The organism is Romboutsia hominis (assembly GCF_900002575.1).
GTDB classification, from domain to species: Bacteria; Bacillota; Clostridia; order Peptostreptococcales; family Peptostreptococcaceae; genus Romboutsia_C; species Romboutsia_C hominis.
The window spans coordinates 270,742-291,351 of sequence record NZ_LN650648.1; the positions used below are offsets into that span (position 1 = coordinate 270,742).

Genomic DNA, 20,610 nt, shown 5'->3' on the forward strand with positions numbered 1-20,610 from the left:
AAAAAAATGTCAACAGAAATGCAAATAATGGAGCTTATATCAACAGCAGGTGACAGTAAAGCAAAAGCTTTTGAAGCTTTAAAAAAGGTTAAGGAAAAGGATTTTGAGGGGGCAAGAGCATTAATAAATGAAGCTCGTAAAATAGATATTGAAGCTCACAGAATACAAACAGAATTAATCACTCAAGATTTAAATGAAGATGTTGAAAGTCCAGCAATGAGTCTTTTAATGGTTCATGCTCAAGACCACTATATGACTTCTCAATTAGCAAAAGATTTAATAGAAGCTTTAATAGAAGTTTTTGATAAGTAGTAGATAAACAAATTAATTATACAAATACTCCTTTAGAAAGATTAAACTTTCTAAAGGAAAATAAAAAATATAAACTTTAGGAGGAATTGTTATGAAAATATTATTATGCTGTGCAGGTGGATTCTCTACAAATATGTTAATGCAAAATATGAAGAAGGTAGTAAAAGAAAGTGCTAAACTTGATGAAAACGATTTCGAATTTACAGCGATACCAGCAGATTCAATAGAAAGTCAAGTTGATGAGTGGGATATAGTACTTATAGGACCTCAAATATCTCATAAGTTAGACTTCTTAAAAGGAATATTAGATCCAAAAAATAAACCTTATGCAGTAATAGATAAAGATGTTTATGGAAAAATGGATGGAGCTACAGTTATGAAGTTAGCTTTAGTAACTTATAAAAAACATCAATTAGCTCAAGGATAATAAAAATAGTATAGGGAAAAGGGGATTAAATATGTTTGCTAAGTTTGAAGCGTTTATGAATCGAGTATTTATGCCTTTAGCTCACAAGGTTGACAATCAACGTCACCTTGGGGCTATAAAAGCTGGTATGGTTGCTATGACGCCATTCACAATACTGGGGAGTATATTTGCAATACTTCCAGCACTTCCAAATATGCTTGGAAAAAGCAATCCAATAAGTCAATTTATATTAAAAAATGCAGCAGTATTAGATTTACCAGTAAGTCTTTCTATAGGATTAATAGGATTATATGCCTGTATGTGTATTGCCTTTAACTTAGGTAATTATTATAAATTATATATACCAGGTTGTGTTACACTTGCAACTTTCTCATTTTTATTCTTAGTAGCAACTTTTACACCAGATGGTGCATTAGAATTAGGAAACCTAGGTGCTAAAGGTCTATTTACAGGTATGATAGCAGGTCTTGGATCTGTAGAGTTATATAACTTCTGTAAGAAAAAGAATATTACAATAAGAATGCCAGAAGGGGTACCAGATTTTGTATCTAAATCTTTTGAATTAATACCAACTACTATTATAGTTTGTGGTACTTTCATAGCAGCTCGTTTTATTTCATTAGCTGTATTTGGAGAATTACCTCCACAAATACTTACTCAATTCCTATCTCCGTTAGTAGGAAGTATGGATAATCCATGGGCAGTTCTTGCACTTAACTTTGCTATATGTACTATATTCTTCTTTGGTATACACTCATCAGTATTTAAGCCTTTAACAGGACCTATAATGGTTACATTTATAGCTGAAAATATAGCAGCAATGCAAGCAGGAGAAGCAATACCTCACTTCTTTACAGGAGGGGTTTCAAGTGCATTCTTCGGATTTACAGGTTGTGGTATTAGTATAGGATGTGTAGTAGCTTGTATGTTATCTAAAAACCAAACTTATAAGAAGATAGGACGTGTATCATTATTCCCAGCATTATTTGGAATAAATGAACCAATATTATTTGGTGCTCCAATAATATTAAACCCAATAATGTTTATACCACATGTATTTGGTGGAGCTATAATAGGTACATTGCCAATGTTTCTTATGCACTGGGGATGGCTAGCAAAACCAGTATTTGACCCTCCATATGTAGGAGTATTCTTAGAAGGATTCTTAACTAATGGAGATTGGCGTTCTATAGTAGTTAATGCTTTACAATTAGTACTAGCAGTTGCGCTATATTGGCCATTCTTCAAGATAATGGAACGTCAACAAGAAGCTAAGGAACAAGAAGAAGCTAAAAATGCAGCTAAGAATATATTCTCTAAAGAAGACGAAGATTTATTAGGAGATTTAGAATTAGATTTCTAATATTTTATTATGGATAATAGAGTAAAAAAAATAATAGATTTAATTGAAGAAAGAGGCGTTGACGCTCTTTTAATTAAAGGAAAAAATAATAAAAGATATATAGGAGCATTAACCGGTAGCGGTGTTTATGTGCTTATCACAAAAGAACAAAAATATCAAATTCTAGATGGTAGATATACTGATGAAGCAGATAAGAAAACATCTGGATTTATAAAAAGGGTTGTATCTCAGGGATCTTATATAGAAAATATAATTGAATTGTTAGAAGAAATGAATATAAAAAATATAGCAATAGAAAGCCAAACTATGAGTATACAAGAGTATATTTTATTAGATAAGGCAGGTTTTAATATTAACTTAATAACTAACGAATTAGGTAAAGTAAGAGCTGTAAAATCTAAAGAGGAAATTGAGCTTATTAAAAAAGCTTGTGAGATTACAGATGAAGTATTTAGTGAGGTCATATCTGAAATAAAAGAAGGTATGACTGAACTAGAAGTTTCAGCCCTACTTCAATATCATGCACTTAAAAAGGGTGCAAGTGACATGTCATTTGAACCAATAGTAGTATCTGGTGAAAGGGGAGCAATGCCACACGGAAGACCTACAACTAAAAAATTAAAGAAAAATGAAGCTATAACAATAGATTTTGGTGTTGTTTACCAAGGATATCAATCTGATATGACTCGTACAATATCTATAGGTAAGCCACCTAAAATTATTCAAGAAATATATGATGTAGTTTTAAAAGCACAACTATCGGCAATAGAGTCAATTAAAGAAGGTATGAAAGCTAGTGATGTTGATAAAATTGCTAGACAAATTATAGAGAATCATGGATTTGGTGATTATTTTAACCATGGATTAGGTCATGGAATAGGTCTTGGTGATGGAGAAGTGCCAACACTAAACCCAAGAAGTGATGATATTCTAACAGAAGGTATGGTAATGTCCTGCGAGCCAGGTATTTATATTCCAGATGTAGGGGGAGTTAGAATAGAAGATGATATTGTCATAATCGATGGTAAAGGTATTTCACTTAATAAGACATCTAAGGACTTTATAATATTAGGAGAGTAAAGCTATGAAATATAATTTTGACAAAGTGTTAAATCGTAAAGAAGGTAATTGTAGAAAATGGAGCAATAGTGCAATTCAAGAAAAATTCGGATTAGATGAAGATGCAATTCCTATGGATTTAGCTGATATTGATTTTGAGTGTGCTCCAGCTATAAAAGAAGCTATTACAAAAAGAGCATCTGTGGGAGATTATAGTTATACCTTTATAGGAGATGACTTCTATGAAGCCGTGATAAATTGGAACAAAAGAAGATTTGATGTTCATATAGAAAAAGAGTGGATAAAATTAACTTTCGGAACAGTTTCAACTCTTCATTATATAGTTCAAGCGTATACTAAAGAAGGAGAAGGAGTATTAATAAATACACCTGCTTATGATCCTTTTGCAGAAGCTGTAGTAAATAACAATAGAAAGTTATATTGTAGCCCATTAAAGCTAGAAAATAATAGATATTATCTTGACTTTGAAGATATGGAAAATCAAATGAAGTCTGGTGATATAAAAGTATTTATATTCTGCAGTCCACAGAATCCATCAGGCCGTATATGGACAAAAGAAGAACTATATCAAGTGTCAGAATTATGCTTGAAGTATAATGTACTTTTAGTAAGTGATGAAATTCATAGAGACGTAGTATTTAAAGGTCATACATTTATATCTTTATGGAATGCTCATCCAGAAATTTATAAAAATAGTATAATATGTGTATCTCCTAACAAAGGATTTAACTTAGGTGGGCTAAAAACATCTTATGTAGTAATAAGAGATGCTAAGGTTAGAGAAACTTTATTGGAAAGACTAAAAAGTAACTCAATAACTTCTCCAAATGTATTTGCTATTCCAGCCATTGTTGCAGCATACAACGAAAGTGAAGAATGGTTAGATGAGATGAGAGATTATGTAGAAAGTAATTTCGAAATAGTTTATGACTTCTTTGAGAAATATATGCCAAAAGCAAAAGTTATGAAGTCTGACTCTTCTTTCTTAGCATGGATAGATGTAAGAGAAGTATTTAAGGATGAAGAAGAGTCTAAAGAATTCTTTAGAAGTGCAAATTTAACTATGGTAGTTGGAAGTTATTTTGTAAAAGATGGAGAAGGATTTATTCGTCTTAATATAGGATGCCCTAAAGAAACATTAAATGAAGCTCTAAATAGAATAAAAGAAACTTATATAAGTATGTATTGTCAAAAAGCTTAAATCAATTTTAAGGCATAAAAGGTAAGTCCCATATATATTGAATTTTAATCGATATATATGGGATTTATTTTTATTTAGGAGCTATGATGACAAGTCAAATTTTATTTGAGGAAAATGGGAATTAATCTTATCGAATATTTAAATATGAAAAAGATAGCAGGGGCAAAACCACTGTCAATGGATATAGACAAATCAATAAATAGTATTTCTTTATATTTAAGGTTTGAAAATTGTGGCTACCTTATAAGGGTATTTAAAAAGTTAGAGGGAATAACGCCAAAAGAATTTAGATATATATAACTAGTCTTATTGAAAAATAGGACTTTTTTTATGGGAAAAATAGCAAAGAACAAAAAATTACATTTTTTAAATAAAAATAGACTAAAATTTTACATAGAAAAACAAGATATTAAGATGTATTTGATAAGAAAAAAAGTTAAAATTATAACAAGGAAAACGAAAACATTAAATTGGGGTAGGATACAAAATTTAATCCCAAAATATTTTATGCTTTTTATAAATAAAAAATAATGTATACAAATTGGAGGAATATAAAATGGGCAGAATGTATGATTATTTAGTACCAAGTGTCAACTTTATGGGACCAGGATGTTTAAAAGTTATTGGCGAAAGGGCTAAAATGTTAGGCGGGAAAAAGGTTTTAATAGTTACAGATAAATTCTTAAGAAACCAAGAAAATGGAGCAGTTGAACAAACTATAAAATATTTAACAGAAGCAGGTCTTGAAGTTGTTATATACGATGGAACTGAACCAAATCCAAAAGATACAAATGTAGCTGATGGTTTAAAAGTTTTCAAAGATGAAAACTGTGATATGATAATTACAGTAGGTGGAGGTTCTTCTCATGACTGTGGTAAAGGTATAGGTATAGCTGCAACTCATGAAGGTGATTTATATGAATATGCAGGTATAGAAACTTTAACTAATGCACTACCACCAATATTAGCAGTAAACACAACAGCAGGAACTGGAAGTGAAGTTACTAGACACTGTGTTATAACTAATACAAAGACAAAAGTAAAATATGTTATAGTAAGTTGGAGAAACTTACCATTAGTATCTTTTAATGATCCAGAATTAATGGTTGGAAAACCAGCAGGACTTACTGCAGCTACAGGAATGGATGCTTTAACTCATGCAGTAGAAGCATATGTTTCTAAAGATGCTAACCCTGTAACAGATGCTTCTGCCATACAATCAATAAAATTAATATCTAATAACTTAAGACAAGCAGTTGCTATGGGTGAGAATTTAGAAGCTAGAACAAATATGGCTTATGCATCATTATTAGCTGGTATGGCATTTAATAATGCTAACTTAGGTTATGTTCATGCTATGGCTCACCAATTAGGTGGATTATATGATATGCCACATGGTGTTGCTAATGCAATGTTATTACCTCATGTTTGTAAGTATAATATAATATCTAATCCACAAAAATTCGCTGATATAGCTGAATTTATGGGAGAAAACATAGATGGTTTATCAGTTCATGAAGCAGCTGAAAAAGCAATAGATGCAATGTTTAGATTATCTAAAGATATAGGTATACCAACTTCACTAAAAGAAATGGGAATAAAAGAAGAAGATTTTGAATATATGGCTGAAATGGCTCTTAAAGATGGAAATGCATTTAGTAATCCTAGAAAAGGTAACAAACAAGATATAATAAATATATTTAAAGCAGCATATTAATAAAAACATCTCATACTATTTAAAATATCATATCAAAAAGGGAATGTTAATTAACAATATAAAAGTTGGGACAAGTATTTATTTACGATACTTGTTTCAACTTTTTTATTTTAAAAATTTCGTAAATACTTTATTAGAGCTTTTCAAGCATACTTACTATTATAAACTTATAAAACAAAATGAAATAAAAAGTACTGCACAATTAAACTAGAAAAAGAAAGTAATTTAATAAAATTAACAATATTAATAATGATTAATAAAAATGAATACTCAATACCTAAAAATATATTTAAAATATTAGAAACTTATATTTTGCTATAAAATGTGTATTTTAGCTAAAACTTACTAACCTGTTCATATAATATTAAAAATTAATAAATTGAAAGAATCAACCAAAATGATATAATTATCTTTAAAATGGAGGTAAAAAATATTATGAAGAAAATTATTATAGTAGAAGATGAAGAAAAAATTAGAATGGAGCTAAAAAACTTCTTATTAAAATATAAATATGACGTTGTATGCTTAACAAAATTTGAAAATATTATAGAAGATATTTTAAAGTTGAATGGACATCTAATTTTATTAGATATAAATTTACCTATATATGATGGGTATTATATTTGTAGAGAAATAAGAAAAAAATCTGATATACCTATAATTGTAGTAACGAGTAAAGATACAGAAATGGATGAGCTTATGAGTATGAATTTAGGAGCAGATGATTTTATAACAAAGCCGTATAATACTCAAATTTTATTAGCACGAATAAATTCTATTTTAAAAAGAACATATAAAGAATCTAATACAGATATACTTTTATATAAAGAGTTGGCATTGGATTTATCTAAAGATATTGCTATATTTGAAAATCAAGAAGTAGACTTAACTAAAAATGAATTTAGAATACTAAATTGTTTAATGAAAAATAAGGGAAAGATAGTATCAAGAGGAGATTTAATGGATTATTTATGGGACTTAGATTTATTTATAGATGATAATACTCTAACTGTTAATATAAATAGGCTTAGAAAGAAATTAAGTGAAATTGGATGTAGTGGATATATAGAAACTAAAAGGGGGAGAGGCTATATAATGCCGTAACTATGAATATAAAAGATTATTTAAAAGATAGAAACTTAGCTATATTATTAAATTTTATATTTTTTGCTTTTGTAATTTTTATACTAAAAGCATCTCAAGTTGAAAGAGTAACAATAATTTTTACAGCAATGCTTTGGATAGTTTTAAGTAGTATAGAAATTTTTTATGGATATTTTAAAAAGAAAAGTTACTACGATCAAGTAATAAATTCCTTAAATGAACTAGACAAAAAGTATTTACTACCAGTAGTTATAAAAAGACCATCTTTTTGCGAAGGAAAAATTTTATATGATGTACTTAGCATTACAGATAAATCTATGAATGAAGAAGTCAATAAATATAAATTTAATCAAGAAGAATACAGAGAGTACCTTGATTTGTGGGTTCATGAAATAAAAACTCCAATAGCAGCTAGTAAGTTAGTTATAGAAAATAATAAAAATGAACATACATTAAGTATTTTAGAAGAAATAGAAAAAGTAGAAGGTTTTATAGAACAAGCTCTTTATTATTCAAAATCTAATGAAATAGAAATAGATTACATAATAAAAGAAACAGATTTAAGAAAGTGTATAAATAACACTATTAAAAGAAATAAAAACTTAATTAGGGAAAAGAAGATCTGTATAGATATACAAGATTTTAGAGAGATAGTTTATTGTGATGCAAAATGGATGGAGTTTATACTAAATCAAATTATAGTAAATGCCATAAAATACATAGGAGATAAAATTATAAATAAAAAGTTAGAAAAAGAACTTCCAAAAATATCTATATACACAAAGCTTAAAGACAATAGCCTAGAATTGTATATAAAAGACAATGGAATTGGAATTGATAAGAAGGATTTAAAAAAAGTTTTTAACAAAGGCTTTACAGGTATTAATGGAAGAAAACTAAAAAAATCAACAGGAATGAGACTTTATATATCAAAACGATTAGCCCAAAAAATGTATTTAGGATTAGATATATACTCTGTTGTTAATAAAGAAACTACTGTAAAAATAACTTTTCCAAAAAGTAATATGATTCAAATATAAATAAACTTACATTTTCGTAAGATAGTCGTAAGGTTATCTTATTAATTAAATCCTCTAAAGACTATAAAATAAAGTTATAAATTAAAAAATATGGAGGAGATAAAATGAGTACAGTTCTTAAGGTTAAAAATATAGAAAAATATTATGGGAATAAGAAAAATCTAACAAAAGCTATTAACAATATTTCATTTGAAGTTGATAAGGGTGAGTTTATAGGGATTATGGGACCTAGTGGAAGTGGTAAAACTACACTTTTAAACTGTATAGCAACGATAGATAAAGTAACTACAGGAAACATACAAATTGAAGATAAAGATATAACAACTTTATCAAGAAAAAATATAGAAAAGTTTAGAAGAGAACACTTAGGATTTATATTTCAAGAGTTTAATCTACTAGATACTTTAACTGTATATGAAAATATATCCTTAGCATTATCTATACTAGGAGTAAAGGGATCAGAAATAGATAAAAGAGTAAAAAGTGTATCAAGTAGACTTGGAATATCAGAGATATTAAGTAAATTTCCATACGAAATATCAGGAGGGCAAAAGCAAAGAGTAGCTTGTGCAAGAGCTATAATAAATGAGCCGTCTTTGATTCTTGCAGATGAACCAACAGGGTCACTAGATTCAAAATCAGCAAGAGTTTTACTTGAAAATTTATCTGACCTAAATGAAAGTATGAATTCTACAATAATGATGGTAACTCATGATGCTTTTACAGCTAGTTATTGTAAAAGAATTTTATTTATAAAAGATGGAAAAATCTTTAATGAGTTAGTAAGAGGAAGTGATGATAGAAAAGAATTTTTCAAAAGAATTATAGAAGTTGTTACTCTTTTAGGAGGTGACAATAACAATGTTATTTAAGCTTTCCAAAAGAAATGTTCAAAGAAGTATGAAAGATTATAGTATTTACTTTTTTACACTTGTTCTAGGAGTTTGTATATTTTATATATTCAACTCAGTAGAAGCTCAAACAGCTATGATGGATATGACAGAAAATCAAAAAAAGCTAATGGAAGTTACAACTATGATAATTTCAATAGTATCAGTTTTTGTGTCTTTCATATTAGGTTTTTTAATAATATATGCAAATAACTTTATAATTAAAAAAAGAAATAGAGAATTTGGTATATATATGACACTAGGTATTAGTAGAAGTAAAATTGCTTTTATGCTATTTTATGAAACTATAATAGTTGGGGTTATGTCTTTAGCAGTAGGACTATTTGTAGGTGTATTTTTATCTCAAGGACTAGCTTCAGTTACTGCAAAATTATTTTCAGTGGATATGAAAAAATATCAATTTATATTTTCAAAGGAAGCTTGTATAAAAACAATAATATATTTTAGTATAATGTTTTTTATAACTATGATTCTAAATTTTGTAGTAGTTTCAAGATATAAACTTATAAATTTAATAAATAGTCAAAGAAAAAATGAAAAGTTAAAAGGCACAAATTTAATATTATCTGTAGCACTATTTATAATATCTATAGTTTGTTTAGGATTTGCATATAAATTAATTTTAGAAAATGCTCTTGTAGACATAACAGATAATAATTTTAAACTATCTATACTTTTAGGCGTTGTAGGAACAGTATTATTTTTTAGATCTTTGGCAGGATTTTTAATAAAATTAGTTCAAAATGATAAAAACTTATATCTAAAAAATCTTAACACTTTCACTTTAAGACAATTAAACAGTAAAATTAATACAAACTATATATCAATGAGTATTATATGTTTAATGTTATTTATATCAATTGGGATGTATTCTTCAGCAATAGGACTAAAAAATGCCATGGAAAAATCAGCAGAGTCTCAAACCCCATATGATGCAACTTTTATAGAAACGTACAATCCTCAAGAAAAAACAAACTATAACAATGAAAAATTAAGTGAAATACTTAAAAAGTTAGATTTAAATGTAAATGATTATTCAAAAGAATATTTAGATTATAATTTTTACAAATCTCCTATAAAGTTTATTAAAATGTTTGAAAATACTTCAGATGATTTTTTATCTAAGCAATTAAAAGTTACGATGGATCATAATATTCCTATTATAAAACTATCAGATTATAATAAGCTAAATAAAATGGCAGGTAAAAAACCAATAAATTTAAAAGATAAAGAAGTACTTTTTGTTACAAATTCATCTACTATGGAGAACCCAATAAAAGATTATATAAAAAATAATAAAAGTATAAAAATAGGAAATGATGAATTTAAAATAAATGAAAACTATCAAAATCAATCTTTAGAAAATGATTTAGCAAAAGATAATTTTATAACATTTGTAGTTGAAGACAAATATGCAGATAAATATGATATAAGTCAAAAGTGTTTAAGTTTTAATTATGTAGGAGATAAAAAAGATACAGAAAATAATCTAACTAAAAATCTTGAAAAAAGTAAAAATAAACAAATTCAATATCAAAAAGACAATGGTTCAATCTTAATATTTATAAGTAAACAAATGGTTTTAGAAATTAATATGTCTAATGCAGCTATGTTTTTATACATTGGTTTATATATAGGGATAATATTCTTAATATCTAGTGCAGCAGTACTTGCACTTAACCAATTATCAGGAGCAACAGAAAGTTTAGGAAGATATGAAATACTTAAAAAACTTGGAGTAAGCTCAAAAATGATAAACAAATCAATTTTTATACAAGTATTTATATATTTCTCACTTCCAATAGCCTTAGCCTTAGTTCATAGTTATTTTGGAATAAAGGTAGCAAATAACGTAATTAAAATATTTGGAGACTATGATACAGTAGGAACTAATGTGGTTGCAGTAGTGAGTATATGTGTAATTTATGCTATATACTTCTTTGGAACATGTAAAGGATATAGGAGAATTGTAAATAAGTAATTAAAGTATGTACTATTGAAAGAACATAGATAGTCAATATTACATATGATTCTTAATGATTGTATCAATCATTGAATAAAAATAACTCATCCTATAATTGAAAGCTTAAATTATAGGATGAGTTATTTTCTATATTTAAATTATAGCATATAAATAAATTTAATTATAGACTAGTTGGATAGACTGTATTTTTATATACTATTTTAAGTACAAATGATATACAGAAAATATAAACATCGGGGGTAAAATAATGAACTTATTTATGGCAAAGACAAATATTCATAAATTTGAAAAGGTAAAAGAGTTTATTGAAGAATTTAAAATAGGAGAGAATGACTTTATTTTTGCAAGTAAAGGTATATATGAACGAAATTTTAAAGAGTTAGACATAAAGGCAACGGTAGCTTATAAAGATACATATGGAAATGGTGAGCCTACAGATATAATGATGGATGCTCTATTAAAAGATTTTAATAAAGGTAACTACAAAAGAGTTATAGCCATTGGTGGTGGTTCAGTAATAGATATGGCTAAAATATTAGTTCTAAAAAATGGAAAGTGTACAGCAGATTTATTTGAGAAAAAGATAAAGTTAGAAAAAGTAAGAACATTGATAACAATTCCAACAACTTGTGGATCGGGGTCAGAGGTATCAAATGTTAGTATAACAGAAATAACTAAGTTAAACTCTAAACTTGGACTGGCAATTGATGAGTTATATCCAGATTATGCGGTACTTATTCCAGAGTTACTAGTAAATTTACCATATAAATTCTTTGCAACAAGTGCAATAGATGCGTTAATTCATTCTATAGAATCATTTCTTTCACCAAAGGCTAATGTTTATACAGAGATGTTTAGTAAGCAAGCTATGGAAATAATAATAAAAGGGTTTAAAAGAATTGTTAAAGAAGGGCAAGATGCAAGAGTTTCGATGCTAGATGATTTTCTTATTGCTAGTAATTTAGCTGGAATTGCTTTTGGTAATGCAGGAAATGGAGCAGTGCATGCTTTATCATCTCCTTTAAGTGGAACATATCATGTACCTCATGGTGAAGCTAATTATCAATTTTTCACATCTGTTTTTAAAGTCTATAATAAAAAAAATCCAAGTGGAAAGATAATGGATTTAAATATTATTTTAAGTGGATTACTAGAATGTGAAGTTTGTAATGTATATGATGAAATGGAAAAGTTACTAAGTAATATTATAGAAAAAAAATCTTTAAGAGAGTACGGTATGAAGGAATCTGACATATTACTATTTACTGAAAATGTTATAGCTAACCAACAAAGATTACTTAGTCAGAGTTATACTTCATTATCAAAAGAAAATATTAAATATATTTATAATGAGTTATTCTAAATGCCTAATGTTAAATTTTACATTTATTTTATATTTAATAAAGTAAGATGTATTTTTCAATCTGAAAACATAGATGAATATATTTATATTAGATTAATAAAAAATAGGTGCGTTAAAGTAATTAAAAAATTACTTAATGCACTTTTTTATAGTACAAAAATTATACAAAATATATATGTATTAAGTATTACTTAAAAGTTAATTATAACATTAAAATAAAATACGTAAGTAGGGGGAAAACATCCGATATGATAAGAATGTTAGAGAATAAAGATATAGATAGAATAATGGAAATATGGTTAGAAAGTACTATAAAAGCTCATGATTTTATAGAAAAAAAATATTGGGAAGATAATTATAATACAGTAAAACATGATTATATACCTGTATCAGATGTTTTTGTTTATGAAGACGGAGAAAATATAAAAGGATTTATAGCAATTATAAATAGTGAATTTATAGGTGCATTATTTGTTGATAATAATTACCAAGATCGTGGAATTGGTAGAAAGTTAATTGAACATATCATTAATTTATACGATAACTTAACTTTATCTGTTTATAAAGATAATACAAAATCTGTTGAATTTTATAAAAAGATGAATTTTGAAGTTGTTAGTGAAAGTATTGATGAGGGCACTATGTGTATTGAATATACTATGAAAAATAAAAGTAAAATTCATAGATAAATTAGTTGGTTGGATAAGTAATATAGCTACACTTGATAAATAGATACAGTTGTTAGATTTAGTCTGAAGATTTATATAGAAGAATAATTTAAAATTTAAAAAAATGAAATCGAAGTCATATAAAAAGTAGGGGAATTTAAATAGAAAATTAAATTTATAAATAAAAGGTATTATCAAAATCTTGATAATACCTTTTATTCACTACTTAAGTAGTGAAACACCTTTGTTATAGTATTCATCCATCATATCCTTAGGAACCATACTTCCTCCAGTTGCCCAAGCTATATGAGTTATATTTTCTATCTTATCTTCAAGATTATTAGCTTTTAAATATTTCTTACCTTCTTCAGAAGTAAGTATATTTATTATACCTGGGACACCAGCAAGAGCTGAAGGTTCTAAGAATATATTTTCACTATCAGCCATTTTAGTTAATAATCTATACATATTTTCATCAGTAACAGAGTAGCATCCACTCATTAGTTTTTCTAATGTTTTACCAACAAATCCAGAAGCTCTACCAACAGCTAATCCATCAGCAGCAGTTATATTATCTATTCCAAAGTCTTGAACAGAAACTTTATCATGCTCACCAGTCATGCATCCTATCAACATGCATGGAGAATGTGTTGGTTCAGCAAAGAAGAAGTGTACATTATCTTTGTATAAAAGCTTAAGTCCAAAGGCAACTCCACCAGGACCACCACCAACACCGCATGGTAAGTATACAAATAATGGATGATTATCATCTACTTTTACATTCATATCTTTTAATTGTTTATTTAATCTTTTAGCAGCAACAGAGTACCCTAAGAATAAGTTTTTAGAGTTTTCATCATCTACGAAGTAGCTATTAGCATCTGCTTCAGCTTGTTTTCTTCCTTCTTCAACAGCTTTGCTATAATCAGATTCATACTCTATAACTTCAACACCTCTGCTTCTTAATAAATCTTTTTTCCATTGTCTAGCATCTGCAGACATATGAACTGTAACTTTAAAACCAAGTTTAGCACTCATTATACCTATACTTAAGCCTAAGTTTCCAGTAGAGCCAACTACTACAGAATATTGAGAAAAGAATTTTCTAACTTCATCGCTATCTAATTTAGCATAGTTGTCTTCTAATGATATTATATTGTTTGCTAAAGCTAAATCTTCAGCATGTTTTAATACTTCATATATTCCACCTCTAGCTTTTATAGATCCTGATACTTTAAGGTGACTGTCACATTTTAATAATAGATTTCCAACAAGTTCTTTACCACAGATTTCTTCTAGCGTAGCTTTCATGTTATCTATTTTAGCTATTGGAGATTCTATTATTCCATTTTCTGATTGAGTTTCAGGAAATACCTTTGCTATGTATGGAGCAAATCTATTTAATCTTGCTTCTGCATCTAGTACATCAGCTTCAGAAAGCGAAACATTTTCCATACCCTTATCAAAATTAGTATGAAGTGGATTTATCCATATTGATTCTTTTAAATCTATTATTTCTTGTAATGAAGGATATTCATCAATCCAAGTTGATATTTCTTTGTTTAAAACTTTTGCATTAGACATAATAATAACCATCCTTATATTTTTATTTTTAATTCTTAAAGATAAATATTTATATAAATTTACCTAAGATAAATGAAGTTTATATTAAAACTATTTGTTAATTTAAATAAGTATTAATTAATTTTATTTCAAATAATTAAATAATACTTAACTAATACTAACATTTTTTATGATTGACGTCAATTGAATTTAATTATTATTATAAAAGTTAAATAAAATTTAATTAAATTGATAAGAATAAGTTATATTGATATAATATGTAATGATAATTTCAAATACACAAAAGAGGTAAATTAACATATGAATGAAGTAGATATATCAAGAAATATTACTGAATATAGAAAAAGTAAAAATTTAACCATAAAAGAATTAGCTAACTTAACAGGTGTAACACCTTCTTTACTTAGTCAAATAGAAAAGGGAACATCAAACCCGTCTATAAATACGCTAAAACAAATTTCTAAGGCTTTAGATATACCCCTATTTAATTTTTTTATAAATGATAATCCTACTGAAAATTTAGTAGTTAGAAAAGATAGTCGAAAAAAAATAATGTTTGCTGAGGATGATAGCTTTGCTTATGAATTATTGACTCCAAACTCGCGAGGAACCATAGAGTTTATGCTTATGAAGATACCTAAAAGAGAGTCATCTTCAAAAGAACTTTTTAGTCATAAGGGCGAAGAAGTGGCTTATGTTATGAAAGGCTGTGTAAGTTTACATTTGATGAATACAGTTATTGAGTTAAATTGTGGAGATAGTGTAAAAATACCACCACACTCAAATCATAAGTGGGAAAATAATTCTGATGAGGATTGTGAGGTTATATTTGCAGTAACACCACCATCATTCTAAAAAATAAAAAATTTAAAATAAATTAGAAGAATAGAAGGATTTGTATAAAAAAGTACCTAAAGCTAAAATAGTTTTAGGTACTTTTTTTATATATTGCCATAATTATTCTGTTTAAATTTATTAAAAAGGTATATTAATTATAATAAGAAATAATTATAATAGATAAAAATTTAAAATAAACATAGAGGGAAAGGTATGCTATGGAAGAAGCAAAACTTATAAAGATGATAAATAATAATCCATTTGTTATAAAAACTATAAACAATCCAACAGATGAGATTAAGTTATTAGCTATAAAGAAAAATGGGCTTGTATTAGAGTATATAGAAAATCCAACTATAGAGATGCAAGAATTAGCTATAGACAACAATGCTAGAGCAATTAAATATATAGATAAACCAACAGAAGATATGATGATAAAAGCTGTAAGCGATGGATGGACTATTTTAGAGTGCATTAAAAATCCAACTGATAAGGTAATTAAATTAGCTATAGATAAAGCTGGATGGGCTATTAAATATGTTGAAAATCCAAATGAGGAGCTACAATTATTAGCAGTAAGGAAAGATTATGATTCATTAAAATATATAAAAAATCCTTATGAAAGTGTTCAAGAAGAGGCTGTAAAAATAAATTATACTGCATTAAGATATATAGATTCACCTAGCTATAATGCACAGATTTTAGCTATTAAAAGCAATGAATCGGCTATTAGATTTATAAAAAACTTGGATAAAAGTAAAATGTTAGAATTTTTAAAGGTAAATATTTTAACTATTAAATATATTTCAAATAAGATATCTAAAGAAGAATTAGAAGAAGTGTTAAAAGAAATGCTATCAAAGGAAGATATTGAAGAAAAATATGTTAGAGATTTTTTAAACTGTAAAACTATAGATAAAAATAATGATAATATATCCATGGATAAGATAATATTCATTCATAAATACGGAAGTAAAAAAGCTAAAAAAATAGCTGTAGATGAAAAACTTAAGATGATATAGGAGAAATAAAAAATGAATTTTATAGAGACATTAAAAAGCGTTGACTTAGTTTTAGCTACTGGGGAAGTACCTCTAGTAGTTGGCGAAAGTGGAATAGGAAAAACTGCATTAGCAAAAAAGCTTGCTAAAGAAAATGAGTGGAGTTTAATTGTTATTGATGGAAACTTACTTAAAGAAGGTGAAATAGGAGGCTTACCAACTGTAGAATCTTATATAATAAGCAATTCTAATGGTCAGGAAGTAGTAAAGAAAACAACAGTATATGCAGTTCATAACAAGCTAAGGGAAATTGATGAAGAAATATCTAAAGGAAGAAATGTTCTTTTATTTATAGATGAAATAAATCGTTGTGAGCATACGGTACAACAAGAGCTTATGAACTTAATATTAAATAGAGAAATAAATGGATATAAGTTACATGATGATGTAAAAATTTTAGCAGCAATGAATCCATCAAGCAAGTATGGTTCAGATTTTGATTATCAAGTTGTAGATATGGATGCAGCTCAAGAAAATAGATTTGTATGGCTAAATATGGAGTCTGATTATAATCAATGGCTAAAATGGGCAATAGGTGAAGGTCTTGAACAAAAGGTTATAGAGTTTATTTCAACCTTCCCAGAATATTTACACAAAATAAATGAAGGAGATGTATCAGCAACTCCAAGAAGTTATGAAAGAGTTTCTAAAAGTTACAAAGTATATAAGGATCAAAAAGATTCAATACCAAAGGCTGTATTTTTAAATGTTATAAAAGGAAATGTAGGTAAAGTTATCGCAGAGGAATTTATAAACTTTATTGAATCAGATTATAGTCCACTTATATCTTATGAAGAGGTTTTTTGTGGAGAAACTTTAAGTGAATCTGTTATAGAAAAAGTAAAAAATGAAAGTCATACAAGACTTTATTTATCAGTAATGAATATTTTAAGGGATTTAGAATCAAATATTAAAAATGAAGATTATGAGGCAAGCTATTATATTAATAGATTTGTACAGTTTTTAAAAGTATACCCTATAGATTTAATGGTAGGAATTATGAAAGAGATTAAAAATAGCTATAAAAAAGTATATGAAAAAGCTATAGAAAATGAAGAATTTGTAGAAGCTTACTTCGAATCTTATAAATTAATAAGGGGATAGCCTATGGAAACTTACTTTGATAAACAAAAAAGAGATCTTTATTATAAAACAGAAAAAATTATAGATACGTATGCTATGTTAAAAGCAAATCACAAGGGTGAAAAATTTGAGATAGATATACCACAAGATTTCAAAAATGAATTTTTCAGTTTAGTAGATAAAGTTAATCTAAGCCTTATGGAAGACAAAGATAATTTCTATGGATATTTTTTATTTCAAACATCAAGAGAAATAAGATTTGATATAAGTAGTCCCACTGCTATAAATTTTAAAGGTGCTAAGTATGTCATATACTTTAATCCAATAATTTTTTTAGACCTTAATATGAGACAAATGGAAAGTACAATTAAACATGAAATTCTTCATGTAATATCTATGCATTTAGTAAGAGCAAGAGAATTAAAAGGAAAATACAGTACATTAGCTATTAATATGGCGATGGATATAGTGGTTAATAAATATTTAAATAATTTACCACCATATGCTGTTACTTTAGAAAATGTAAATGTAAAATATAATTTAAAACTTGAGCCTTATGAGCCTTTTGAATACTATGTAGAAAAAATTCAAACTGAATTAGATTTACAAGAAGTAGATAAAGATGGCGAAGAAGATGATACTCGTCAGTCTGATGATATAGAAACTGAATACAATCCAGAAAAAACTCATGATATTTGGGAAGATTCTAGTAATATAGATGAGGAAACTCTTAAAGAATTTACCCAAAAAGCTATTAATAATTCTCAAAAAGGTAAAATTCCAGAATACTTAGATGGTATGATATCATCACTTAAAAATAGTAAAGGTGAATTGCCTTGGAACTTATATCTTAATAGATTGATGGGAACAGTCGAAAGCAATAAAAAGAAGACTATAACAAGAAGAAATAGAAGACAGCCAAATAGATTAGATTTGAGGGGACAGTTGAGATCTCATAAAGCAGAGATAGCTGTCGCACTTGATATAAGTGGAAGTATTAGTGATGAAGAATTTAAACAAGCTATTAAGGAAGTACTTAATATAGTAAAAAATTATAACCATGAAATTACAATCATAGAATGTGATAATGAAATTAGACGTGTGTATAAAGTCAAATCTGTAAAAGATATAAAAGAAAGGCTTAAAAGAAGAGGATCAACTAAATTTAGCCCAGTTTTTGAATATGCTAATAATAAAAAAATTAATTTATTGGTATACTTTACTGATGGTAAAGGAGAAGACAGGCTACAAGTAATACCTAGAGGATATAAAATTTTATGGGTTATTTCAGGAAGAGGAGACAAACTTTCATTAAGAGAGCCTTATGGAGCAGTTAAAAAACTTAGCAAGGTTAAAATAAAAGATGATACATTAGATATGAGTGATGTTAGAAATGATGGATATTCAATGAATAACCAAGCTCCAATTTTATAAATTTATGTATTAAATTCTGGTTATTCTAATAACATAATAATAAAATTTCAATGAGAAATATAATTTCTAAAGGAGATAATAATATTATGAAAGAAGCAGAAAGATTATTAAATGAATAATTTGCGATTATTTTAAATATTTCTCCTGATGAAGTAACCTCATATATATTAAGTCAAATATCAAAATAAAGTACTTTATACTATACTTTATTTAAAAATATTAAAATTAAAAAATCTCAAAAAGTATCTTAATTTAAGATATTTTTGAGATTTTTACTTTAAAGTAATACAATTATATTAATAATTAAGCTAATTTATTAAAGTTTTTTACCTAAACAAGCCATATAAATTACAAACTCATTTTCTCCATCTAAATCTAACATATTATCAATTATATCCTGATCATATATTCCGATAGCACAAGTCCCGTAATTAAGAGATTCTGATGCTATGTAAAGATTCTGGCAAACATGTCCAATATCTATAAGTATTTTCTTATGAGCAGTTATACTAAATCTATGTTCACTTCTATATGGAATACAACTCCAAGCAAACACAACGGCACTTTTAGATACGAAACCTTGAACAAAAGGTTGGTTTGGAGTTGCTTTATCTATTTCATCATCTATATTGCTTAAAGTCTTTATAAATAAAAGTTTATGTTCTAAAGGTAAATATCTGTAAACTCCACTCTTTAAACCATCAACATTATTTATTATTAAATATGTTTCAAATGGGTGAGTGCAACCAGCAGAAGGTACAGTTCTTAAGGCACTAAATTTATCTTTTACAGTTTGGATTCCTTGAGTAGCCCATAGTAAATACGAAAGTTCAGATAAATTTATTTTTTCATCACTATATTTTCTTATACTTCTTCTATCATTTATACAATCTAGTACGTTAGGTTTAACTAAAATGTCTTTGCTTACAGGAGGTAACTCTATTAAATTAGAATTTGAATCATATTCTTTTTGGAAAGAAGGAGCGGGTATTCCTTTTTGTTTATCCGTTTTTATCTGTTTTAGTATTTCAAAATCAGCTTTGAAAAATTCTCTGTTTTGTGCAATTTTATCCATAGATGTCTCCTTATTAAAATGTATAAATTTTTACACTTATTATACCATATATATAAATATAAGTGGAAAAAGCCTAAATGGTAAAAATTTCATATCAGAAGCTTAATTACAGATAAAAATTAATAAATATTTTTGTGTAGTAATAATTAATATTTGCTTTAATAGAATATATTCAAAAATATATTAAAATTATTTTAAATTAAAAAAAACTATTTTAATTTATAAAAAATTATGTATAATTAATATAGATGACTAAAAATTACATATTAGCAAACCTAGAGAAATCTAGCGACGCAAAGCTAAAGGGGCTAAGGTAAAATTAGACTATGCCAGCCAGTTGCCAAAGAATTGATATTCTTTGTTTTT

General features: G+C 27.0%; 20 protein-coding genes and 1 riboswitch. Of the genes, 18 read left to right on the forward strand and 2 right to left on the reverse strand.

Features of this window, described 5'->3' with window-relative positions; genetic code table 11:
* Positions 1-6: 6 nt before the first annotated feature.
* The 14 genes from FRIFI_RS01250 to FRIFI_RS01315 all read left to right on the forward strand — a co-directional run bounded on the left by FRIFI_RS01250 (position 7) and on the right by FRIFI_RS01315 (position 13,191).
* Complete coding sequence (locus FRIFI_RS01250) at positions 7-312, forward strand: PTS sugar transporter subunit IIA (protein WP_092922744.1); 306 nt, start codon at positions 7-9, stop codon at positions 310-312.
* Between the two features lie 91 nt (positions 313-403).
* Positions 404-739, forward strand: coding sequence for a PTS sugar transporter subunit IIB (locus tag FRIFI_RS01255; protein ID WP_092922747.1), 336 nt, complete (start codon positions 404-406; stop codon positions 737-739).
* A gap of 31 nt (positions 740-770) precedes the next feature.
* Positions 771-2,102, forward strand: coding sequence for a PTS sugar transporter subunit IIC (locus tag FRIFI_RS01260; RefSeq protein WP_092922750.1), 1,332 nt, complete (start codon positions 771-773; stop codon positions 2,100-2,102).
* 9 nt (positions 2,103-2,111) lie between these two features.
* Positions 2,112-3,182, forward strand: a complete 1,071-nt coding sequence (locus tag FRIFI_RS01265) for a M24 family metallopeptidase (RefSeq protein WP_166504780.1) — start codon at positions 2,112-2,114, stop codon at positions 3,180-3,182.
* 4 nt (positions 3,183-3,186) lie between these two features.
* Complete coding sequence (locus tag FRIFI_RS01270) at positions 3,187-4,383, forward strand: MalY/PatB family protein (RefSeq protein ID WP_166504781.1); 1,197 nt, start codon at positions 3,187-3,189, stop codon at positions 4,381-4,383.
* Positions 4,384-4,497: 114 nt separating this feature from the next.
* Positions 4,498-4,683, forward strand: coding sequence for a helix-turn-helix domain-containing protein (locus FRIFI_RS01275; RefSeq protein WP_092922759.1), 186 nt, complete (start codon positions 4,498-4,500; stop codon positions 4,681-4,683).
* A 30-nt stretch (positions 4,684-4,713) separates the two neighbouring features.
* Positions 4,714-4,914, forward strand: a complete 201-nt coding sequence (locus tag FRIFI_RS01280) for a hypothetical protein (protein ID WP_092922762.1) — start codon at positions 4,714-4,716, stop codon at positions 4,912-4,914.
* A gap of 25 nt (positions 4,915-4,939) precedes the next feature.
* Entirely contained in the window at positions 4,940-6,100 is a 1,161-nt protein-coding gene (locus FRIFI_RS01285) for an iron-containing alcohol dehydrogenase (protein WP_166504783.1), read from the forward strand.
* Between the two features lie 435 nt (positions 6,101-6,535).
* On the forward strand, positions 6,536-7,204 hold the full coding sequence (locus tag FRIFI_RS01290) for a response regulator transcription factor (RefSeq protein WP_092922768.1): 669 nt from the start codon (positions 6,536-6,538) through the stop codon (positions 7,202-7,204).
* 2 nt (positions 7,205-7,206) lie between these two features.
* On the forward strand, positions 7,207-8,244 hold the full coding sequence (locus FRIFI_RS01295) for a sensor histidine kinase (protein WP_166504784.1): 1,038 nt from the start codon (positions 7,207-7,209) through the stop codon (positions 8,242-8,244).
* A 104-nt stretch (positions 8,245-8,348) separates the two neighbouring features.
* Positions 8,349-9,116 (forward strand): ABC transporter ATP-binding protein, encoded by a 768-nt coding sequence (locus FRIFI_RS01300; RefSeq protein WP_166504785.1) that lies wholly within the window; start codon positions 8,349-8,351, stop codon positions 9,114-9,116.
* A complete protein-coding gene (locus tag FRIFI_RS01305; protein WP_092922777.1) occupies positions 9,106-11,136 on the forward strand; it encodes an ABC transporter permease in 2,031 nt (676 codons plus the stop codon). The genes FRIFI_RS01300 and FRIFI_RS01305 overlap by 11 nt, the downstream gene beginning before the upstream one ends.
* 250 nt (positions 11,137-11,386) lie before the next feature.
* A complete protein-coding gene (locus FRIFI_RS01310; protein WP_166504786.1) occupies positions 11,387-12,502 on the forward strand; it encodes a 4-hydroxybutyrate dehydrogenase in 1,116 nt (371 codons plus the stop codon).
* A gap of 248 nt (positions 12,503-12,750) precedes the next feature.
* Positions 12,751-13,191, forward strand: a complete 441-nt coding sequence (locus FRIFI_RS01315; RefSeq protein WP_166504787.1) for an N-acetyltransferase — start codon at positions 12,751-12,753, stop codon at positions 13,189-13,191.
* Between the two features lie 201 nt (positions 13,192-13,392).
* Here FRIFI_RS01315 and FRIFI_RS01320 read toward each other — a convergent pair whose 3' ends face one another.
* Positions 13,393-14,754, reverse strand: a complete 1,362-nt coding sequence (locus FRIFI_RS01320; RefSeq protein ID WP_166504788.1) for a D-serine ammonia-lyase — start codon at positions 14,752-14,754, stop codon at positions 13,393-13,395.
* 300 nt (positions 14,755-15,054) lie between these two features.
* Between FRIFI_RS01320 and FRIFI_RS01325 the strand changes: the two genes are divergently transcribed.
* The 4 genes from FRIFI_RS01325 (at position 15,055) to FRIFI_RS01340 (ending at position 19,169) form a co-directional block, all read left to right on the forward strand.
* Positions 15,055-15,609 (forward strand): helix-turn-helix domain-containing protein, encoded by a 555-nt coding sequence (locus tag FRIFI_RS01325; protein ID WP_092922789.1) that lies wholly within the window; start codon positions 15,055-15,057, stop codon positions 15,607-15,609.
* A 200-nt stretch (positions 15,610-15,809) separates the two neighbouring features.
* Positions 15,810-16,613 (forward strand): hypothetical protein, encoded by an 804-nt coding sequence (locus FRIFI_RS01330; RefSeq protein WP_092922792.1) that lies wholly within the window; start codon positions 15,810-15,812, stop codon positions 16,611-16,613.
* A gap of 12 nt (positions 16,614-16,625) precedes the next feature.
* Entirely contained in the window at positions 16,626-17,756 is a 1,131-nt protein-coding gene (locus tag FRIFI_RS01335) for an ATP-binding protein (RefSeq protein ID WP_166504789.1), read from the forward strand.
* 3 nt (positions 17,757-17,759) lie between these two features.
* Entirely contained in the window at positions 17,760-19,169 is a 1,410-nt protein-coding gene (locus tag FRIFI_RS01340) for a vWA domain-containing protein (RefSeq protein ID WP_166504790.1), read from the forward strand.
* Between the two features lie 316 nt (positions 19,170-19,485).
* On the opposite strand, the gene FRIFI_RS01345 is transcribed toward FRIFI_RS01340, so the two are convergent.
* Positions 19,486-20,244, reverse strand: coding sequence for a SagB/ThcOx family dehydrogenase (locus tag FRIFI_RS01345; protein WP_166504791.1), 759 nt, complete (start codon positions 20,242-20,244; stop codon positions 19,486-19,488).
* 258 nt (positions 20,245-20,502) lie between these two features.
* Positions 20,503-20,589: riboswitch (cyclic di-GMP riboswitch) on the forward strand.
* The last annotated feature ends 21 nt before the right edge of the window (positions 20,590-20,610 follow it).